The 18,807-nt window shown below is 51.2% G+C and carries 16 protein-coding genes and 1 tRNA gene; 10 read left to right on the forward strand and 7 right to left on the reverse strand.

The window, feature by feature from the left end; translation table 11 throughout:
- Window positions 1–351: 351 nt before the first annotated feature.
- The 3 genes from HXY31_RS11510 to HXY31_RS11520 all read right to left on the reverse strand — a co-directional run bounded on the left by HXY31_RS11510 (window position 352) and on the right by HXY31_RS11520 (window position 2,988).
- Window positions 352–954, reverse strand: coding sequence for a hypothetical protein (locus HXY31_RS11510; protein WP_292643137.1), 603 nt, complete (start codon window positions 952–954; stop codon window positions 352–354).
- Window positions 955–1,071: 117 nt separating this feature from the next.
- Entirely contained in the window at window positions 1,072–2,034 is a 963-nt protein-coding gene (locus HXY31_RS11515) for a magnesium transporter CorA family protein (RefSeq protein ID WP_292643139.1), read from the reverse strand.
- Between the two features lie 78 nt (window positions 2,035–2,112).
- The gene (locus tag HXY31_RS11520; RefSeq protein ID WP_292643141.1) at window positions 2,113–2,988 is read right to left on the reverse strand and encodes a glycosyltransferase family 2 protein; all 876 of its coding nucleotides are present in this window, start codon (window positions 2,986–2,988) and stop codon (window positions 2,113–2,115) included.
- Window positions 2,989–3,076: 88 nt separating this feature from the next.
- On the opposite strand from HXY31_RS11520, the gene hemB reads away from it, so the two are divergent.
- The 3 genes from hemB (at window position 3,077) to HXY31_RS11535 (ending at window position 5,641) form a co-directional block, all read left to right on the forward strand.
- Window positions 3,077–4,015: a porphobilinogen synthase gene (gene hemB / locus HXY31_RS11525; protein WP_292643142.1), complete on the forward strand. Its 939-nt coding sequence runs from the start codon at window positions 3,077–3,079 to the stop codon at window positions 4,013–4,015.
- Between the two features lie 34 nt (window positions 4,016–4,049).
- A tRNA-Tyr gene (locus tag HXY31_RS11530) sits at window positions 4,050–4,211 on the forward strand.
- A gap of 41 nt (window positions 4,212–4,252) precedes the next feature.
- Window positions 4,253–5,641, forward strand: coding sequence for an NAD-dependent succinate-semialdehyde dehydrogenase (locus tag HXY31_RS11535; protein WP_292643144.1), 1,389 nt, complete (start codon window positions 4,253–4,255; stop codon window positions 5,639–5,641).
- A gap of 53 nt (window positions 5,642–5,694) precedes the next feature.
- Here the strand turns inward: HXY31_RS11535 and HXY31_RS11540 are convergent, their stop codons facing one another.
- Entirely contained in the window at window positions 5,695–6,183 is a 489-nt protein-coding gene (locus HXY31_RS11540) for an SRPBCC family protein (RefSeq protein ID WP_292643146.1), read from the reverse strand.
- A gap of 38 nt (window positions 6,184–6,221) precedes the next feature.
- Window positions 6,222–6,818: a hypothetical protein gene (locus HXY31_RS11545; protein ID WP_292643147.1), complete on the reverse strand. Its 597-nt coding sequence runs from the start codon at window positions 6,816–6,818 to the stop codon at window positions 6,222–6,224.
- 180 nt (window positions 6,819–6,998) lie between these two features.
- Here HXY31_RS11545 and HXY31_RS11550 point away from each other — a divergent pair, with 180 nt between their 5' ends.
- The 6 genes from HXY31_RS11550 to HXY31_RS11575 all read left to right on the forward strand — a co-directional run bounded on the left by HXY31_RS11550 (window position 6,999) and on the right by HXY31_RS11575 (window position 14,497).
- On the forward strand, window positions 6,999–9,164 hold the full coding sequence (locus HXY31_RS11550) for a heavy metal translocating P-type ATPase (RefSeq protein WP_292643149.1): 2,166 nt from the start codon (window positions 6,999–7,001) through the stop codon (window positions 9,162–9,164).
- Window positions 9,161–10,129 carry a hypothetical protein gene (locus HXY31_RS11555; RefSeq protein ID WP_292643151.1) on the forward strand — a complete coding sequence of 323 codons (969 nt, stop codon included), beginning with the start codon at window positions 9,161–9,163 and terminating at the stop codon, window positions 10,127–10,129. The genes HXY31_RS11550 and HXY31_RS11555 overlap by 4 nt, the downstream gene beginning before the upstream one ends.
- 102 nt (window positions 10,130–10,231) lie before the next feature.
- Window positions 10,232–10,411 (forward strand): hypothetical protein, encoded by a 180-nt coding sequence (locus HXY31_RS11560; protein ID WP_292643153.1) that lies wholly within the window; start codon window positions 10,232–10,234, stop codon window positions 10,409–10,411.
- A 1-nt stretch (window position 10,412) separates the two neighbouring features.
- The gene (locus tag HXY31_RS11565; protein ID WP_292643155.1) at window positions 10,413–10,910 is read left to right on the forward strand and encodes a universal stress protein; all 498 of its coding nucleotides are present in this window, start codon (window positions 10,413–10,415) and stop codon (window positions 10,908–10,910) included.
- The gene (locus tag HXY31_RS11570; protein WP_292643157.1) at window positions 10,907–11,986 is read left to right on the forward strand and encodes a DUF4352 domain-containing protein; all 1,080 of its coding nucleotides are present in this window, start codon (window positions 10,907–10,909) and stop codon (window positions 11,984–11,986) included. The genes HXY31_RS11565 and HXY31_RS11570 overlap by 4 nt, the downstream gene beginning before the upstream one ends.
- Before the next feature lie 24 nt (window positions 11,987–12,010).
- On the forward strand, window positions 12,011–14,497 hold the full coding sequence (locus HXY31_RS11575) for a cation-translocating P-type ATPase (protein WP_292643159.1): 2,487 nt from the start codon (window positions 12,011–12,013) through the stop codon (window positions 14,495–14,497).
- Window positions 14,498–14,513: 16 nt separating this feature from the next.
- Here HXY31_RS11575 and ppsA read toward each other — a convergent pair whose 3' ends face one another.
- Window positions 14,514–16,736, reverse strand: coding sequence for a phosphoenolpyruvate synthase (gene ppsA / locus HXY31_RS11580; RefSeq protein ID WP_292643161.1), 2,223 nt, complete (start codon window positions 16,734–16,736; stop codon window positions 14,514–14,516).
- A gap of 153 nt (window positions 16,737–16,889) precedes the next feature.
- Here ppsA and HXY31_RS11585 point away from each other — a divergent pair, with 153 nt between their 5' ends.
- Entirely contained in the window at window positions 16,890–17,858 is a 969-nt protein-coding gene (locus tag HXY31_RS11585; RefSeq protein ID WP_292643163.1) for a DUF5655 domain-containing protein, read from the forward strand.
- Between the two features lie 75 nt (window positions 17,859–17,933).
- Here HXY31_RS11585 and HXY31_RS11590 read toward each other — a convergent pair whose 3' ends face one another.
- Window positions 17,934–18,800, reverse strand: coding sequence for a hypothetical protein (locus tag HXY31_RS11590; protein ID WP_292643165.1), 867 nt, complete (start codon window positions 18,798–18,800; stop codon window positions 17,934–17,936).
- Between the last annotated feature and the right edge of the window lie 7 nt (window positions 18,801–18,807).

Raw genomic sequence — 18,807 nt, forward strand, 5'->3', positions numbered from 1 at the left:
AGACTATCCTGCACGGCTCGCCGTCGATGATGATGTACGAACCGATCTTCAGTTGGCCAAGTTCCATCGGCTTGCTCAATATAATTCAGGGTTGTGAAAAAAGGCAGCATATTTAATATTTGCTAAATTCTGTCAAGCGCGGCGTCGATGAAGTCGTCTGTTATCATGGACGGCATGGCAAGCTCTGGCGGGTAAGACAGCTTTTTGCGGATCTTGTTGTAGAGGGCTGTCTTTTTATCCATGTCCCTTTCTTCCCGGCATGCCCAGACCAGATCCTGGATGTTTGCCCGGTGTCGCATGGGCAATATGCGCGTCCATCGCTTTTAGGTCTTCTGCAAATAGTTTACGTACTTATTTCAGCTTGTCAAGGATTGAAAAACTTACAAGGTTGTTGAGCATTATGCCCTTCCTTGCCACGTCGCGCCTCGTGCGCTCGCAGTATTTCTGGTCGGTCTGGTGAGTCTCTGACCCCTCCACCTCCAGAATGACGAGGTTCTTTGCATAGGGGAACGTAAAGCGCGGCTGCTCCTGCGCCAGAAGCTGCATCTCTGCAAGGCTTGCCTTCTTGACCCTGTCCCTTCTGGCAATCACATTTGCGACGTCGCTTATCGCCGGGTCGCCGTTTGAGTATTTCGTGAAATAAAGCGAGATGTAGTTCAGCCTGTCGCCGACGCGCTCAAAGAGCGGGCTGTTCATCGCAAACATGAACGCAAGCCTGTCGAGGTCGTGGCTGTTGATGTCAGAGAAGACGCCCTTGACATCTTTGAACGACGCCACCATGTAGTTGTTGGCCTTGTTCGGAAAGTACGGCACGCTCTCTTCGGAAAACGTGGCCGTGGCAAAGTAAATGTCGACGATGTTGTCGTCTTTCTTCCAGGCTTCCAGAAGCGATGCGGTCTGCTTGCCGTGCGGGGTGCAAACGTATCCGCTAATCTCGTCCGCCTTTCCCGCCAACCCTTTCTTTGTGTTATGCTGCTATTATTTATACTCTTTGGCTTTTCTCAAGGAAATTTCCAATATCGGGTCTATAGATGATAAAATTACATTTTTGGCGAAAGATTAGAAAAATAATTATCTGGGCCTCTCCAGCCAGCCCAGGCGGTAGAACCACACGAACATGAGGGCCGCCGGCACGAGCGATATGAGCAGGACAAAGATGAACGTGGTGTAGGGCCCAAGCTGCGTCCAGGGGCCGGTCTGGATGCCGCCTGGGATGTTGACGTTCATGCCGTAAAACGCCCCTATTACAGTCGCAGGTATCGAAAGCGTGAATATTATGGTCAGGACTGCGAGGATCTTGTTGGTCTTTTCAGAACTGAGCACGAAATCGGTGTCTTTGTAGATTTCCACGGTCTCCTTTGCCTCCTCCAAAGTCTCGGCGACCTTCTCGACGTGGTCCTGCACGTCCTTAAAGTATGCAGACAGGTCCTCCTTTGAGAAGCGCTGGACGTCCTTTGTCAGATCTATCACCGTGCGCTTTAGGTGCAGCACTATCCGCCTGAGGGTCGTTATCTCGCGGCGCAAGAGCGCCAGCTGCCTTGATGCCGAGAAGCGCTCGTCAAAGACGAGGTCTTCGATGTCCTCGATGTTGCCCACCACCTTCATGAGGAGGTGCAGCATGTCGTCTACAAGCGTGTCTATTATCTTGTGGAGTAGATAGCCCGACGACTTGCCCATTATGGTCTGCCTCAGGCCGTCGTCCTTGACGCAGATGTTGAACAGCTCCTCTATGGGTTTCAGTTCGCCCTGGTGCACGGTCACGAGGTAGTCTGCCCCCATGAATATGGAGAGCTGCGAGAATACAAACCCCCGCTCCTTGTCCGGCGTGGGAAAGTGCATGATGACAAAGACGTGGTCCTCGTAGCGGTCTATCTTTGGAAGCTGGATCTTTGAGAGCGAGTCCTCAAAGTTGAGCTTGTTAAACGACGGGTGCTTTTTGCCAAGCTCCACCAGGTCCGCGTAGGCCGGCTTTTGCATGTCCGTCCACGTAAGGCCGTTGTTGGTAACCGATTCTTGCCTCTTTTGAGCTTCCATTTTCCGGGCCTACCTCCTGTGCACCTGCCAGTTGGCTTGTTACAGTTTGCGGTGTCATAAAAAGGTGTGCGACGTAGATCACATCATGCCAAGCGACTTGGAGCTGGCAGCCGTGTGCCAGAGGGCCGAGTTTGTGCCCGCAAGCCTCGACCTGTAGTACGGGAGTGGGGAATACCCTATGGCGACTGAAGCCGCGCCTATCGGGTCCAAAAGAACCGTCCTTGCAGTCTGGGCGATTGCGACGTGCAGCGGCAGGCCGACCCCGAGCCTCTCGACGTGCTCTTTGACCTGCCGGTGGCCGTTTACAGCCCGGAGCACCTGCGAGGCCAGGTCCTGCATGCTCTCTGCAGGCCTGAAATACACGACGGCGTCGTCGTTGTATGCCACGTCAAGCCCCATCTCCATCACGGCGCACTGGAGGTACAGGTCTATCGCTATCATGTCGTGCGGGATTGTTATCCGCCTGGCTGCCGCAGAGTCGATGGCAAGTCCCCTGCCCATGACCGTGTACTGTGACAGGCGCGCCTTTCTCACGACCCTGAGCCAGTTTGAGATAAACGCCGACGCCCTGCCGGCTACGCCCCGCGTTCGCACCGGCTGCGAGTTTGAGGCACACAATGCAACATTACCGGATACGCCTGCCGCAAGCCTGGCGGTGCAGCCTTTTTCCGGCAGCGTGTCCGCGTCGTAAAGCACTATGGTGTCGCCGGATGCACGCTGGAATATCTCGTTCCACGCAGCGGCAGCTCCCCGCCTCTTGGCGTGATGGAAATGGACGACAGGGATGGGCGACTTTTTTGCAAACTGCTCGATCAGAAACGGGGTCCCGTCCGACGAGTCGTCTGATACTATGATCTCGCTGACAAGGCTTCCGGCGCTACCCTCTATCGACCTTAGCAAATGGAGGATGTTGTGTTCCTCGTTGTATGCCGGGATGCCGACTGTCACTCGCACTGCCGTTCTTTTCGCGGGCATGTTTTATCAAGTTTAGGGGAAAACAGATTTGACAAGGTATTCATACCGCGCTACCCCTAGCATTTTTGTGCAGGCGGTCCTTGCGCAGTACCACGACGCCCTGTCGGCCGCGGGCCTTCTAAAGGAGCACCTCATCTGCCCCCTCTTTGTGTCAGAGAGGCCGCAGAGCACTACAAGTGCGATGCCGGGCGTGCCCCTCACGCCTGCCGGCGAGGCGGTCAGCCGGGTGCAAGAGATAGCAGGCGCGGGCATACCATCGGTGATAGTTTTTGGCATACCGAAAAGCCGCGACGCAAAAGGCTCTGGCGCGTTTGGCAAAGACGGCCTTGTCCAGCGCGCGGCAAGGGAGATAAAATCGGCGTTTGGCAGGTCAGTCAGCGTCGTTACAGACGTGTGTCTGTGCCAGTACAACCTGTCCGGGCACTGCGGCCTGCTCTTGGGCAACAGAGTCGACAACGACACAACTTGCAGGGCACTTGCAGAGATAGCAGTCAGCCACGCTGAAGCCGGCGCCGATGTCGTCGCGCCGTCGGCCATGATGGACGGCCAGGTGCTGGCGATAAGAAAAGCGCTTGACGCCGGCGGGCTGGCGACGCGCATACTCTCCTATTCTGCCAAGCACGCCTCGTCGCTCTACACGCCGTTCCGCTCGGCTGCCTTTCAAAAAGCCGGCGCAATTGACAAGTCGGCGTACCAGGTCGGGTACGCAAACCCAAGGCAGGCCATGAGGGAGATAGAGCGGGACATAACGGAGGGCGCGGACATGGTGATGGTCAAGCCCGCGCTTGCCTACCTCGACCTTGTGAAAAGGGCAAAAGAGGCTTTCAGGACTCCTGTCGCCGTGCAGAACGTGTCAGGCGAGTACGCCATGATAAAGGCGGCTGCTGGGCGCGGCCTGATAGACGAGGAAGAGTGGAAGGTCATGTCGATGGTCGCAATGCGCAGGGCAGGCGCGGACAGGATAATCTCTTATTTTGCGCTTGATATAGCTAGATATCTTGCGTAAGATTATATATCATGCAAGCAGTGAACGGAACTGTCCCGCTGTAGCTCAGCCTGGTAGAGCTTTCGGCTGTAGATGTCGGCAAGTTTGCTGACCGCGTGCAACAGCCTATCGGGCGCACAGGTAGCAGTAACCGAAGAGTCGCAGGCTCAAACAAGACAGGGGAGATCCTGTTTTGGGGCAAATCCTGCCGGCGGGATACATCTATTCCTTATTAGTGCGCTGTGCGCAGATGCTCTCATGCAAATTGATACTGTCAACCCCGCCACCGGGAAGGTCATCGCGTCATACGAAGCAGAGAGCAGCGAGGACGTCGGCAGGAAGGTCAGGCTTGGGCGCGAGGCCTATGCAGAGTGGAAGAAGGTCGACCTTGGCGAGCGCGCCGAGCTGATGCGCAGGCTTGGAAGGGTGATGCGCAAAAACCGCGAAGATTACGCCAGGACTGTCACGGAGGAGATGGGCAAGCCGGTGCGCCAGTCGCTTGCAGAGATTGAAAAGTGCGCGTGGGTGTGCGACTATTACGCCGAGCACGCAGAGGTGTTTTTGCGCGACCAGATAGTCCCTACAGAGTTCCGCAAGAGCTTTGTGTCTTTTGAGCCGCTTGGAGTGATAGCGTCGATAATGCCGTGGAACTTTCCGTTCTGGCAGGTGATGAGGTTTGCAGTCCCGGCGCTCACGGCCGGCAACGTCGGCATTTTGAAACATTCAAGCGTCTGCCTTGGCAGCTCGCTAAAGATAGAGCAGGCGTTCCACGACGCGGGCTTTCCTGAAAACGTATTCCAGATAGTGATAGGCGACTACCGCGTCGGAGAGGCTCTGGTACAGGCAGACATTGACGCCGTTTCAGTCACTGGCAGCCTGAACACCGGAAGGCGCGTGGCCGAGCTTGCGTCTGCGGGCATGAAAAAGTTCGTGCTCGAGCTTGGCGGGAGCGACCCGTTTGTAGTGCTTGAAGACGCTGACCTGAACCAGACGGCGCACATGGCGACGCAGTCGCGCCTTTTGAACACGGGCCAGTCGTGCATCGCGGCAAAGCGCTTTATCGTGGTGAGGAGTGTCGCAGAGAAATTCACAAAGCTGTTCGTGGAAAACACCGAGGCGGAGGTGGTCGGCGACCCGCTTGACCCCAAGACTACAGTGGGCCCACTTGTCAGGGACAGCCAGCGCCAGGCCCTGGCAAAGCAGGTGGAAGACGCAAGGGCAAAGGGCGGCAAGGTGCTGATAGGAGGCAACCCCGTCAAGCGCGACGGCTTTTTCTACGAGCCCACAATCGTGTCAAACGTGGGCCACGAAATGGACTTGGTGAGGGAAGAGGTGTTCGGGCCCGCGGCCCCTATTATAGTCGTCGAGAACGAGGAGCAGGCGGTGCGCGAGGCAAACAATTCCGAGTTCGGCCTTGGCGCCAGCATCTGGACAAACAACATCGAGCGCGGGATAAAGATTGCAAGGCAGATAGAGTCCGGCCTGGTATCTGTAAACGAGATGGTCAGGTCCGACCCGCGCCTCCCGTTTGGCGGCGTCAAAAAGTCCGGCATCGGCCGCGAGCTGTCAGAGTTTGGAATCCGCGAGTTTGTCAACATCAAGTCAGTCGTCGTCAAGGACATACAGAGCAGGCTGCTTGTCGAGTAGCGACTTGGTGTAGAGTCTTAGAAAATGACACGTGCACTGAAGCTGTAACCAGACTAGAGGTGGTGAGATTCTAACACACTCTTGGTGTCCTCACACGCCCTCTGGATGCACCACCTTGCATATCTGCGGGCAAGGAGCGTTCCGATTATCCAGCCCCACGGCGTTTTTGGAAGCGAATAATCAATCTCAAACAAAACCCGAGTTCCCCTTTCGGTTGGAGTCAGTAGTAGGTGCATGATATAGTCAGACATCACTATCATCTTTGGCTTTCCGATCGTCTGCCAGGTCTTTTCCTTGTTTTCTATCCATTTGGTGACGGTTTCTTGGATGTCAATAACCATGCCCATGACGCTGCCTTTCCACCTGTATGCGGCGCCTATGCCTTTTCTGTCATCAATCACTTCCAGCTCAAGACGGCTGCCCATCATCGGCATAGAGCTCTCTGCGCTCATGTGCCAGCCTACGTTGTTGATGTCATCCATGTGAGCAAATACCTTCTCTGCAGGAGCCAGAATCACCACCTCGTATTTCTCTCTGGCCATGCGTTTACCTCCAGCATAGAGAAGAGTGTTTGCTGCTTTCACTGCATGGTACCCATGCCGCTGCTTCCTTCCATGGCTTTCTGGAATTCTTCCATGAACTCTTGATTCTCAAGCATGTGGCCTATCATCTGCGTCCTTATCGCAGGATCGTCCATCATGCGCATTAGCATGTCCTGCGTAAAGTCGTGGTTTTCATTCATGTACTGGATCATCTGCGCTCTAAATTCCTCGGTTCCCATCATGCCCTGCATGAATCCCTGATTTTGCATCATCATGGTCATCATCTGGCCGGAGACCTCGGGGTCTGCCATCATCCCGGACATCGTGTTCTGCATAAACTGCGAGTTTGTCCTCATGTTCTCGATCATCTGCGCACGGAATTCAGGATCGTCCATCATTTGCTGCATGAACTGCTGGTTCTGCATCATTGACATCATCATCTGCTGCCTGCCTGTCTGGTCGTTCATCATCTGCTGGTTCCACTGGTTCATCATCTGGGGGTTCTGGATCATCTGGCTGAACATCTGGTTTGTCGTCATCTGCGCGCTGGTGCTGAGAAAAATGCCGTAGCCTATGCCTATACCTGCGGCAAATACTCCTACTGCAATTCCAATCCAAACGTACTGGCTTGCCATATAATGGCAGGGTACGCCGGCTATCATTTATGACGTTAGAGTACTTTGTAATGCACTGCAGTGGTACAATCCGCTAAAAACATGGTCCGCTTACCGGTACAGTTCTCTAAATGCACTGTGCACTGCATTGCATTGAATTCCCCTTAATCATATACTTGAAATGAGAAACTGACTATCGCCATGGCAAAGGACCCCGTATGCGGAATGGTAGTGGACGAGAAGACTGCCCTCTCCTCTGAGATAGGCAGCAGGACCTTTTACTTCTGCAGCACCAACTGCCTTAACACTTTTGTAAATCCCGAGAAGGAACTGTCCAAGCTCAAAAAGCGGATGTACGTCGCCGCGTCGGGCGCGCTGGTATTGGCTATTCTCAGGGCTGCCGTATACCTCGGGCTTGCTTTCGGCGCCGTGACGGTCACCTGGGCTCCGATACCGGATATCCCGTTCCTCACGTGGGGCTTGCTGCTGTTCATCATCGTCACGCCCATCCAGTTCATAGGAGGATGGACCTTCTACGTCGGCGCATACGAAGCTGTCAAAAGAAAGACGGCAAACATGGACTTGCTTATTTCCATCGGAACACTTGCGGCCTACATCTACAGCACAGTCGTGCTATTTGCGCCCGATGCTCTGCCAGTCAAAGAGCGTGATGTTTACTTTGAAGTCTCTGCTGTGATCATCGCCTTCGTCCTTTTGGGAAAGTACATGGAAGAAGCCATCAAGAAAAGGAGCTCCGCTTCTGTGAGAAAGCTGCTGGACCTGCGGCCAGCAATGGCCCGGGTGGTTCGTGGCGGCGAGGAAAAAGAGATTCCGGCATCAGAAGTGGCTGTTGACGACATTTTGGTTGTCAAGCCCGGCGAAAAAATTCCTACTGACGGCGTAATAATCGACGGTTCTTCTGCAGTGGATGAAAAGATGATCACCGGCGAGTCGATACCCGCGGACAAAAAGCTTGGTGACCAGGTGATTGGTGCCACCGTCAACAAGCAAGGACTGCTCAAGGTGAGAGCAACAAAGGTGGGCAAAGAGACGGCACTTGCACAGATAGTTCACATCGTGGAAGAGGCGCAGGCATCGACAGGCAAGATCCAGAGGCTCGTCGATTCCGTTTCAGCCAAGTTTGTCCCTGCTGTTGTCGGCGTATCGATCGCGTCGTTTGTGATATGGTATTTCGTAATGGGCAACTTTGTCATGGGTTTGCTCTCCTTTATCGCTGTCCTGATAATTGCCTGCCCCTGCGCGTTGGGAATTGCAACGCCGGCTGCTTTGATGGTTGGAGTCGGCAAGGGTGCAGAAGCCGGAATACTGATCCGTGGAGCCGAGTACCTTGAGAGGTCTCAAAAGATCACAGCAGTAGTGTTTGACAAGACAGGCACGCTCACAAAGGGAGAGCCGTCAGTCACCGACATCGTCACAGTTTCGGGCAACAAAGAAGAGCTGCTCAGTGTAGCAGGTTCTGCGGAAATGGGCTCGGAGCACCCGCTTGCGCAGGCGATATTGAAGGAGGCCAAGAAACAGGAAATAAAGCTGCAACCGCCGAAGGATTTCGAAGCGGTCTCCGGCATGGGCGTTACTGCACATCTTGACGGAAAACGTATTCTGTTTGGCAACAGGAAACTGATGCACAAGTTTGGTATCGATGCAGGTCGCATAGAGCAGAGCATGGAAAAGCTCGAGTCTGACGGAAAGACGGTGATGATTGTTGCCAGAGAGAATGAGATACTGGGCCTCATAGCTGTAGCAGACACCATCAAGCAGTCGTCGCCGGCTGCCGTCAAGGCATTGAGAGAGCTGAAGGTGGAGACCATCATGCTGACAGGCGACAACGAGAAGACGGCCAAGGCGGTTGCAAGAAACGTTGGAATTGACAGCGTCATTGCAAATGTTCTGCCGGCCGAGAAAGCTGCTGTAATCAAGCGGCTTCAGTCAGAAGGCAAGGTGGTCGCAATGGTGGGCGACGGGATAAACGACGCGCCTGCCCTGGCTCAGGCTGACATAGGGATTGCCATAGGCAGCGGTTCGGATATTGCAAAGGAAACCGGCGGAATAATACTGATTAAAGACGATGTTATGGACGTGGCCCGCTCTATAAGACTTGCAAGGGCAACTATGAAGAAGATAAGGCAGAACCTCTTCTGGGCGCTGATATACAACACGGCAGGGATCCCAGTTGCTGCAATAGGATTGCTTAGTCCGATAATAGCTGCTGCCGCCATGGCTCTGAGCTCGATTTCAGTAATTGCCAACTCATCGCTACTCAAGAGGTTGAAGATTATTGAAAAAGAACAGACCCGTCCGACTGCAGGAACTGTACAGAGTTTGAAAGAAATGGGCGTAGAGGCATGACCGCGTCAGAGAACTTCCGCGCGGTGATGAATGCACAGTCTAGCATGAAAAATATTGGCTACTGGAAAGAGCATTATGTTATCGAAACAGATGCAGACGAGATTGAAAGAAACAGCAAATTGACGCATTTTGTCTCGGATGGCAAGAGTTTTGAATTGTTATATTTTGAGAAAGGCAAAGATGCTCCGAACATTCTAATTTCACAGGGATCGGCTGGTCATTCACGTGTATTTGCTGAGCTCGGTTACCTGATGCATTTACAGGGGTATAACGTATTCATAATGCCAAAGCACGGCGGTTACACGATCAGCAAGCTCGTTGCAAGACATAAAGATGCACTTCAGCACATTTTAACTAAATTTAATGACAAGATAGGTGTCTATGCCGAAGGGCTTGGCGGTTATGCGACCTTCTATCTGGCATTGGCTCACGGCCCAATGAAAAGCATGGTATTGGAGAATGCGCCGGCAATTCTCACAGAGAAAAAGTTCCATATCGCGCTTTTTGAAGGTAAAGAACATGCTGCAGAAAGAAGAAAGAAACTTCTACCTTTAATCAAGATTCTGGCAAAATTGTTTCCAAGAATGACATTGCCCATATCAGTTTATTTGGATTTCAGCGAGCTGATAGATACGAAGCAAGAAAATCGTGAAATAGAGCGTCGGTTGGTAGAGAGCTTCCTGAAAGACCCTGATTTTGACAGACGGTATCCGCTATCTGCAATTATGTCTCTAGTTTCAACTTCTCCACCAAACCCCTTGTCCGTGCTTAAGGTTCCGACCATGTTGTTGGTCGCCAAAAGAGGCCTGTTCGCCTCGTATTTGAAAGACCTGTACGGCCAGCTTCCGGATATTGAAAAAAGGCTTGTTGAAGTCGACGGTGGTGTGTTTTGGATGTGCTCGCATAAGAAAGAAGCGGTCAGAGTGATATGCGGTTGGTTCGATAAAACTCTAAAATTAGCTTAGGATTGCGGAAATAACGGAACTGGTACAATTCGCTAAACGTGCGCCGCACTGCATTGCACAAGAATCTTTGTAGATAAATATTCTGCGAGGAAAAGAGGAAGCATGGCAGAACAGGCCAGTTCTGGATTATATTGTGAGGTCTGCGGGATAGATGTCAAACAAGACAACGAATTGAAGAGGTTTGGCAAGTTCTTCTGTTCGAAGGAGCACATGGAAATGTACGTAAATGCAAAGCAGCGAGAACTGGGAGCAAGGGAACGACGCCGGTTTAGAGGCTGTTAGTATGAAGCTGAAGCGAATCCTTGTGCCGCATGACGGGGGGCAGATGTCCGACAAGGCGCTCCTTTATGCGGAAGAACTAGCCAAGGCGCTCAATTCGGAAGTCACAATTCTGTACGTCATAGAGGAAATCGAGGTGCCTGCCACCCTGTTGCTTGGAAACGACCGCATCATGATAGCAAAGGCCAGAAGGTCGATAGCCAGGGAGCTTGAGCAGAAATGGAACAATTTTGTTCAGGGAAAGGTAAGGCTTTTGTCATCAGAGAATGTGAAGGCAACTTCTGAAGTGAGAGTAGGCGACCCCGGCGAGCAGATTCTAAAGTTCGCCAAGGATAACAAGGTCGACCTCATAGTGATGGGGAGCAGGCGGCTTGAAGGCATGTCAAAGGTGGTTGTAGCGCTAGGAAGCGTTGCAAGGAAGGTCTCTGAAAGGGCGCCGTGTCCTGTCATGATCATACACTCTTCTCATACACACCCAACATGGGGGATGCAAGAAGATTGAAGGACGCGGTCCTGATCATACCGGCAGTAGTTGCGGCAACAATAGCAATTGTTCTGGTTGTAGCTAATCCGCTAGCAATGCCTAATGATCAGTCAACCATAAATGAACTAACATCGCCTACTGAGAACCAGCCGCGAGAAGAAGAGCGGCAGCCCACGCCGGAAGAACCGACCACCATTGGCACAAGCGGGCCGGCGGTTAAAAACCCGCCAGAGGAGGAACTGGAACAGCATGGTACCATGCCGATGGAGCAATTTGCTGAAAGGACGGGAAAGACAGGCGAAGTGCTTCATGACAACAGGATGATGGTTGCAGTCAATGGTTACAAGGTCACAGATACAATACCGATAACCGGACCAGACGGCTCCAGTATCAATACCGGATCCGAACTTGGAAGCAAGTTCCTCACGGTAGACTTGACGGTCAGAAGCATCACGGGTCATACTATACCGCTTTCACCAAACGTGTTCAAGCTAAAGACAGACGTAGGTGAAATATTGCCGAGTCCCTCCACGCCTCTGGTAGACGCAGGTCTAAAAAAACTGAATCTCCCAGATGGCCAGGCTGCAAGGTTCTTTGTTGTATTCGAGGCGCCATACTTTGGAAACGATCTTGTCTTAAAGTATTCTGACCTGACCTCGACTTTCGAAGTTACACTCTCGGATAATGAAGCACGTCCTCCCATCTTGTCAAGCGAATCGCAGCCTGTTTATAATACGAACCAAACCATGCAGGACGGTTCTCTGCAGCTGCTGGTGACAAATGTAACGCCAGTTAACGATAATGCCAGCGACGGCGATAAAACTCTATTGAAACTTTCCTTGACGTTCAAAAATACCGGTCAGTCTACAATCAGGGTATACCCGTCCTACGTATTCATACAGGACGAAGAGCTGTATGTTTATGGTCAGCACGATTCGACTGCCGGTATCCTGTCGTCGCCATTAAGTGTGACCGATCTGGAAGCCGGCGAAAGTGTAAGCGGCGACATCATAATCATGATGCCTGCTAATTCTTCGAATTTGATCTTCATGTACACAGGCCCTAACAACTCCTATATCGCAAGGATACCTTAATGGTTCTGGTGTGATATTAAAAAGATGAAGACTGTTGTCGTAAGCATCGAGGGTATGATGTCCGTGTGCGACGGGCTGGGAGTTGAAAAACGACTTTCGACTCATCCCGGAATACGATGTGTTGAAGCTAATTTCCTTAGTGGCACCGCCACAGTCGAGTACGATAAAACCAAGATGAGTTTGGCTGATGTCAAAAAGCTTGTCGCAGAATGCGGCTATCACTGTGCGGGTGAACATGTTCCCGAACACATCGTCAAGCCGTCGGACCCCCCTCACGATCATTCTGGTGCGCACGATGTCAAGCCCAAGGCCGTGCAACCTCAATTAGTAAAGGAAGCGCCCCCTGCACCCGGTCCATCAGAGGCAAGAGAACATGTCAGACACGAAATGGCAGGAATGGGAGGTCAGGCTGCAATGGCACACGAAATGGGTCACGGAGAGGGAATGTCTATGGAAGCGATGGTCAAAGATATGCAAAGGCGTTTTATTGTAGCCCTTGTCTTTGCAATCCCTGTCTTCATCTATTCCCCATTGTTCACACAAGTCTTTCAGATTCAGGCTCCTCTGCCGTTTGGAGTCTCCAACGAACTGTTATCCTTCTTTCTGGCATCTCCTGCAGTGCTCTATGGAGGTTGGGTCTTTTACGTTGGTGCTTGGCGCGCCTTGAAGAATCGCGTTCTCAACATGGCCGTTCTCGTATCGCTATCGGTTTTGGGAGGATACCTGTTCAGTGTTGGCGCGACGTTCTTCTTTGAATCGGAGGTCTTTTATGAAGCTGCTTCGCTGCTTCTGGTTTTCGTGTTGTTTGGACACCTTATGGAGATGCGGGCCCGTGCGGGCACCTCTCAGGCTATCCGCACATTGATGAACTTGGCTCCTCCGAAAGCTACTGTGATCCGGGATGGACAGCAGATTGAGTTGCCCACCTCAGAAGTTCTCGTTGGCGATATCGTCCTCATCCGGCCAGGGGACAAGATTCCAGTTGATGGTGTTGTAATCGAAGGCTCGTCGGATGTGGACGAATCAATGATCACCGGCGAAAGCGTGCCTGTCAAGAAGTCAGTTGAGGATGAGGTGATCGGCGCCACGATAAACAAGACGGGTTCATTCAAGTTCCGTGCAACCAAGGTGGGAAGAGACACCGCCCTTGCACAGATAGTGAAACTCGTTCAGGAAGCTCAGAACTCCAAGGCTCCATCCCAGAGGCTTGCCGACCGCGCATCCCAGTGGCTTGTTATTGCAGCTATTGTGGCATCGCTTGCTACCTTTTTTGTATGGTATGGAATAGCGCTTGAACCACTAGTATTTGCAACTACCCTTGCAATTACGGTCATCGTGATCGCATGCCCGGATGCACTAGGATTGGCCACGCCCACGGCAGTTATGGTAGGCACAGGATTAGGTGCCCTAAACGGCATTTTGTACAAGAATGCTGTTGCACTCGAAGAGGCTGGGAAAATCAACGCTGTTATCCTTGACAAGACAGGAACGCTCACCCTCGGTCAGCCCAAGGTCGTGGAAATTGTGACTGCAAAGGACGGGCTCTCCGAATCAGAGATTCTCCGCTTTGTTGCCTCGGTAGAGCAAGGAAGTGAGCATCCACTAGCGCAGGCGATCCTCGAAAAAGCACGTGAAAAAGGGGCGAGTCTCAGCAAGGTAACAAACTTTGATGCCATCCCCGGCCACGGTATTAGTGCAGTAGTCGACGGTCGGAGAATATTGATAGGGAATCGAAAGCTCATGCGCGACCGTCAGATTGCCATTACAGAAGTCGACAGTCAAGCCGCAGTCCTTCAGGGAGCAGGCAGGACGGTGATCATGGCCGGCATAGATGGTCGGCTCGAAGGCGCCTTTGCGGTTGCCGACGCCGTACGCCCAACCAGCAGAGAAGCTGTAAAAAGACTAACATCGATGGGCATCCAGGTCGCTATGCTGACAGGCGACAACCGAGCCACGGCTGAACGCATCGCCACAGAGCTTGGGATCAAGACGGTCTTTGCAGACGTCCTGCCCGGAGACAAGGCTGCAAAGGTTCAGGAGCTCCAGACACAGGGAAAGAAGGTAGCAATGGTTGGAGATGGCATTAACGACGGTCCTGCACTAGCTCAAGCAGATGTCGGGATCGCAATAGGCGCGGGAACCGACGTAGCCATGGAGACTGCAGATGTGGTTCTCACCAGAAGTGATCCGCTTGATGTTGCAAAAGTGGTTCTTTTGAGCCGGGCTACACGAAGGAAGATGCAGCAGAACCTCTGGTGGGCCGCCGGTTACAACATGATAGCTTTTCCAATAGCTGCAGGAATTTTGTATCCGGCGATAGGCCTGATCTTAAGACCAGAAATCGCTGCAATCGCAATGTCAGGTTCATCTCTTGTGGTGGCGCTCAATGCCTTGTCACTCAAGCGCGTGAAGGTGAAAGAGCTTGTCCCCATGTCGGCCGAAGTGTTGCCTGAAGAAACAGCGCCACCACAAGATTCCAAACCAGGGCGGCATGTACACGTAGGCGCGTAGCCAATACCGATTACAGCTAGGTCAACTCTGATATCTCTAGCTCTTTTTCATGCACGGCCATTCGTATTGCATCCACTGCATCTATATTGCAAGAGATGCTCTTTATTCCATATTTTACCAGAATTTTAGCCATCTCTGAGTCGCTACCGGCCTCGCCACAGATAGAGGTCTCTACGCTGTAGCGGCTGCAGGTATCTATTACCATCTTCATCGAACGTAAGACTGCGGGATGGAAGGTAGAAGACAGATTTGCCAGTCTTTCGTTGCCCCTGTCGATGCCCAACGTCAGCTGGGTCAGGTCATTTGTTCCAAAGCTCGCAAATGCAATGCCTTCCTTACAAAGCTCTTCAATAATCATCACCGATGCAGGCGTCTCCACCATTATGCCAATTTTTGCTGCATCAGGCAAACCAACCTCGTGGGCGATCTTTCTGGCTTTTTGAACCTCCTCGGCAGATATCACAAATGGAAGCATGACCTGCAAGTTGGTCAGACCCTCTTCATGCATCTTCTTTATGGCACGGAATTCTGACTTTAGTAATTCAGGTTCGTCCAAGCTTCTTCGTATTCCATGCCACCCAAGCATAGGATTTGCCTCTTGCGGTTCATCCTCACCGCCTTTCAGGTTTTTAAACTCGTCTGACCGCGCATCCAGAGTTCTTACCCAAACAGGTTTCGGACTGAAGGCTTTCGCGATCGGTCGTATCCCGTCGATCAGGAGCTTTACGTATTCCTCTTGTTTGCCTTCCTTCACCAGCTTGGATGGATGCACTCCGAACTGGGTAATGAGATGCTCTATTCTCAGCAAGCCAACGCCATCAGCTTTTGGTGCTATTTCATTCAACCCCTGTGCAAAAGCAAGGTTTACCTTCACCTTTGTCCGGGTCATTCCCGCGTGAACTTCTACAGGCGTTTCAATATCTACTTCAATTCTTCCATCGTAAACAATGCCATCGTATGCGTCAACCGTGACTTCCTGACCGTCTTTCAAAACTGTAGTTGCCTGTTGAGTACCTACGATCGCTGGAATGCCCATTTCCCTTGAAACGATCGCAGCGTGGGAGGTTCTCCCGCCCAAGTCAGTTATTATCGCTGCAGACCTGCTCATTGCAGGGACAAGGTCGGGCGAAGTCATGGTAGTCACGATTATGTCTCCCTTGTTGATTTTGGCTACATCGTCCTTGCTTGAAATGATCCTCACTCTGCCACTGGCAGCGCCTGGAGATGCCCCGACGCCCTTTAAAAGCTGGTTACCTTTGATCCCGACCTTCTTAGTCTTTCCTTTCGTGGTAATTGCGCGTGTCTGTACTATTGCTATCTTTCCGTTCTCTATGGCAAACTCGACGTCCTGTGGATGGCGATAGTGTCGCTCAAGGGTCAAACCGAATTCTGCAAGATTTAGAATCTCTTGTTCCGTCAACACCTGTGCATTAGCCTTGTCCTGCGGCACGTCAAGCTCGACTGTGGTGTTGGAGGCTTGATCGCGTACGCGCATCCTCGTTTTGTTGGATACTTGTATATCGATAATCTTGCCGTTCTTGTCAACCCTGTACGAGTCAGGCGAGACTTCTCCACCGACTATGCTTTCTCCCAGTCCCCACGTTGCTTCGATCAGAACCACATCCTCCCCGGTAGTAGGGTCAGCTGTGAACATCACTCCGGACTTGTCTGCCTCGATCATCTTTTGTACTATTACAGAGATACTTGATTTGGCGAATCCATGTTTTGCCCGGTAGAAGATCGCGCGTGGCTCAAACAAGGAGGCCCAGCACTTTTTGATCGATTCGACCAATTCATCTGAGCCCTTCACGTTAAGGAAACTGGCCTGTTGTCCTGCGAAAGAAGCAGTTGGCAGATCTTCAGCAGTGGCCGAACTTCGGACTGCAACCAGTGGCAAACTGCTGTCAGAAGTAGCTGAATCAGGCAGGCTCTTGTAAGCTTCATCAACTTTTAACCTGACCTCAGGAGGCATCTCGTAGGAGAGGATCATGGCCTTTATCTCCTTTGAGGCATCCAGCAGCTTTGCGGTATCGTCAACGTTGATGCTGCTGATAATTAGTCCTATTTTCTTGCCAAGGTCGTGCATTCGCATCAGCAGGTCGAATGAGGCGGTAGTCACAGCAAAGCCGGGAGGTACCGGGATGCCCAGCTTGAGCATTTCTCCAAGGTTCGCTCCCTTGCCGCCGGCAATTCTTAGATCATCTTTGCCTATTTGATCGAGCCGGACAACGTAATCCACAGAATGCCATTATGTCTGCAACCTATAAAATAATTCTTGGTACAAGTCTCTAAGTGCAAGATGCTGGCTCGCTAGACTCTACGATTTTCATACGATGGCCTAAGTCGATGAAGATTTATACAACTAAGAGAAAAATAGCTAGAAGTATTGTAAATGCAGTATGAAGGAGTGCCAGTCGTTATACTTAATGATGAAGTTTACAGCCTGTACTCCTACAAGCGTGAAAAAGAATTAGAAAAGCTGGCAGTAGAGCATACGGAGGAGTTATTCGGGAAGAATGCCCATTTTTTCAATGTCAAGAGAAAAATAGTAAGCAAGAGCGGAATAGGCAGCACGCCAGATGGCTACTTGGTCGATCTCGCCAGCGACAAATTCTTTATCATTGAAGTAGAGCTGAGTTCTCATGACATTGTACATCATGTGATGAACCAGCTATCCAGATTCAAACTGGCGATGGGCAATTCTGAAACAAGATACGATTTAGCGAGGTTTCTAGCTAACACCGTGAAAAAGGGCGGAAAGGTTTCCGATATGAATTACTTGGCGCGGACTATTGAGCATGGAGTAGGGATCTTCATAATTATCGATAGCGTCTCCGAGCAGCTTACGGAAGTGGTTGAGCATCTAGCGAAGGACGGGACGGATGTAAGGGCAATACCTTTCGAGACATACGCAAACAGCCGGAACCAGCTCCTTCACAAATTCACCACGTTCACAAGGGAGGCTTTGGAGCAGGAAGCCAAGAAGTGGACCTTCAAGTGGACGACAGTTCCTGTGGACCAACACCTTGAAAAGACCGATAGCGGCCTGAAGGGTGTTTACTCGACATTGAGTAAACAGATTTGTTCGCTGCCAAATGTCAAGGAAAAATCAAGAAAGAACTGGATTACTTACCAGACTTCTCCGCTTAAGAACTTCTGCACAGTAAAAGTTCTTCCAGACCGTTTGGAAGTTCACATAAAGTGCGATAATTCATTTATGGATGAAAAAGGCATCACAAAGAAAATCGAAAGAACTCCTTCATGGACTTTTGATAGAGTGTTTACAGTCAGTTCACAGAAAGATGTAGAAGATGCGATGCGTCTCATCAGGCAAGCATACCGGTGTACGTGTGTCCGATAATAGGTCATGCATGCTACAATGGACGGATGAAAAATGTATCGCAAGAAGGTAATGATGAGCTGATCTTGTTTATTCTTAGAAGCTCAATGTTGGCTTTTGGCAGAGTTCATCGATTTCTCTAGCCACCTTTGAGATGTTCTGCTGGCTAACTCCTACAGATTTGAGGAGCTCTGTCTTTCCGACAAGATCTTTACAGAGTATGGCTCCTTGATTCAAGAGTTGGCGTTTCTGGGAGTTGTTCAGGGTGGTCAAACAGGTAAGGGGATGAAGTCCAGATTTTTCTATTAGGTTTTGCAGGCTTTCTTCATTTGGATAATTCCAGCCGATTACCTTCATGCCGATGCAAGTTCCATAACGAATGGCATCGGAAGTCAGCTTTGTGTTGGTCACGAGCCATGCTTCATGGAACTTCTGCCCGTGACCTGGTTGCGCCCTCCATTTTCTCTCGATATCTTCAAAACGTGCCTGGACATATAGCGCAACCTTCACATCCGATTTACTTCCAGGGCTGTTGTGAAACTTGCACTCTACCATGATGTGGTAGTCGTTCTTCTCGCCGGCTACATCAACCTCATGGGTGACGCAAAAGCCCTCCACTGGTCTGCCCATTTCAACTTTGAATCCCTTGGATTTTAATAACTCCCCGACAAATCTCTCAAACAGATAACCTTCTGGGCCCAGCTCCATGATGGCTCTTTTCAGATTATATCGAGCCGCTAAGGGAGGGTGATAATTTTTAAGGAGTGAAAAAGCATGCCTGTATATCTCAGAGGTGGTCATTCCCTCTCGGAGTTCGCCCAGGATATGATTAACGATATCTTCTACCACTTTGGGAGGAGCCGAGGACTTTTCTAAAGAAAGTCTCAACTTAGCTTCAGAGAATCGCTCCCTTTCCCCCGATGCTTTTACGATGAATATCTCCTGTCCTGCCCTTTTATCCATATCCCGT

Source organism: Nitrososphaera sp., assembly GCF_013388945.1.
In the GTDB taxonomy this organism is placed as follows: Archaea; Thermoproteota; Nitrososphaeria; order Nitrososphaerales; family Nitrososphaeraceae; genus Nitrososphaera.

What these genes read in the sequence shown, in the direction of transcription:
- HXY31_RS11515 (WP_292643139.1), bottom strand. Translation starts at nt 2,034, where the DNA reads ATGGAAGCTCAAAAGAGGCAAGAATCGGTTACCAACAACGGCCTTACG.
- HXY31_RS11535 (WP_292643144.1), top strand. Translation starts at nt 4,253, where the DNA reads ATGCAAATTGATACTGTCAACCCCGCCACCGGGAAGGTCATCGCGTCA.
- HXY31_RS11540 (WP_292643146.1), bottom strand. Translation starts at nt 6,183, where the DNA reads ATGGCCAGAGAGAAATACGAGGTGGTGATTCTGGCTCCTGCAGAGAAG.
- HXY31_RS11545 (WP_292643147.1), bottom strand. Translation starts at nt 6,818, where the DNA reads ATGGCAAGCCAGTACGTTTGGATTGGAATTGCAGTAGGAGTATTTGCC.
- HXY31_RS11550 (WP_292643149.1), top strand. Translation starts at nt 6,999, where the DNA reads ATGGCAAAGGACCCCGTATGCGGAATGGTAGTGGACGAGAAGACTGCC.
- HXY31_RS11555 (WP_292643151.1), top strand. Translation starts at nt 9,161, where the DNA reads ATGACCGCGTCAGAGAACTTCCGCGCGGTGATGAATGCACAGTCTAGC.
- HXY31_RS11560 (WP_292643153.1), top strand. Translation starts at nt 10,232, where the DNA reads ATGGCAGAACAGGCCAGTTCTGGATTATATTGTGAGGTCTGCGGGATA.
- HXY31_RS11565 (WP_292643155.1), top strand. Translation starts at nt 10,413, where the DNA reads ATGAAGCTGAAGCGAATCCTTGTGCCGCATGACGGGGGGCAGATGTCC.
- HXY31_RS11575 (WP_292643159.1), top strand. Translation starts at nt 12,011, where the DNA reads ATGAAGACTGTTGTCGTAAGCATCGAGGGTATGATGTCCGTGTGCGAC.
- HXY31_RS11585 (WP_292643163.1), top strand. Translation starts at nt 16,890, where the DNA reads ATGCAGTATGAAGGAGTGCCAGTCGTTATACTTAATGATGAAGTTTAC.
- HXY31_RS11590 (WP_292643165.1), bottom strand. Translation starts at nt 18,800, where the DNA reads ATGGATAAAAGGGCAGGACAGGAGATATTCATCGTAAAAGCATCGGGG.